Consider the following 231-nt stretch of genomic DNA (forward strand, 5'->3'; position numbering starts at 1 on the left):
CGCGCTGGCGCGAGACGGTTTGGGGTTTGCCGGACGTATTGCCGTCGGGCTCGACCTCCTCGACCTGCCAGCCACTGGGCCAATGAATCTGCGGATCGGCGGCCAGCACGAACGGGCTGCCCAGCACCAGGCACAACGTAGTCAACAGCGGTTTACGAAACTTGCTCATTGCAAAAAGCATCCAAGGTTCCAGCCCCAAAGTTTGCGGCCCGAGCCCCACAGCTCGCAAGG

At 62.3% G+C, this 231-nt stretch carries 1 protein-coding gene; it reads right to left on the reverse strand.

Annotation, left to right across the window (positions count from 1 at the left end):
* On the reverse strand, window positions 1–181 hold a 181-nt coding region (locus tag AC0L3B_RS40475), incomplete at its 3' end, for a hypothetical protein (RefSeq protein ID WP_473383728.1).
* Window positions 182–231: the final 50 nt, after the last annotated feature.

This window comes from Bradyrhizobium sp. Kon56 (assembly GCF_055807635.1).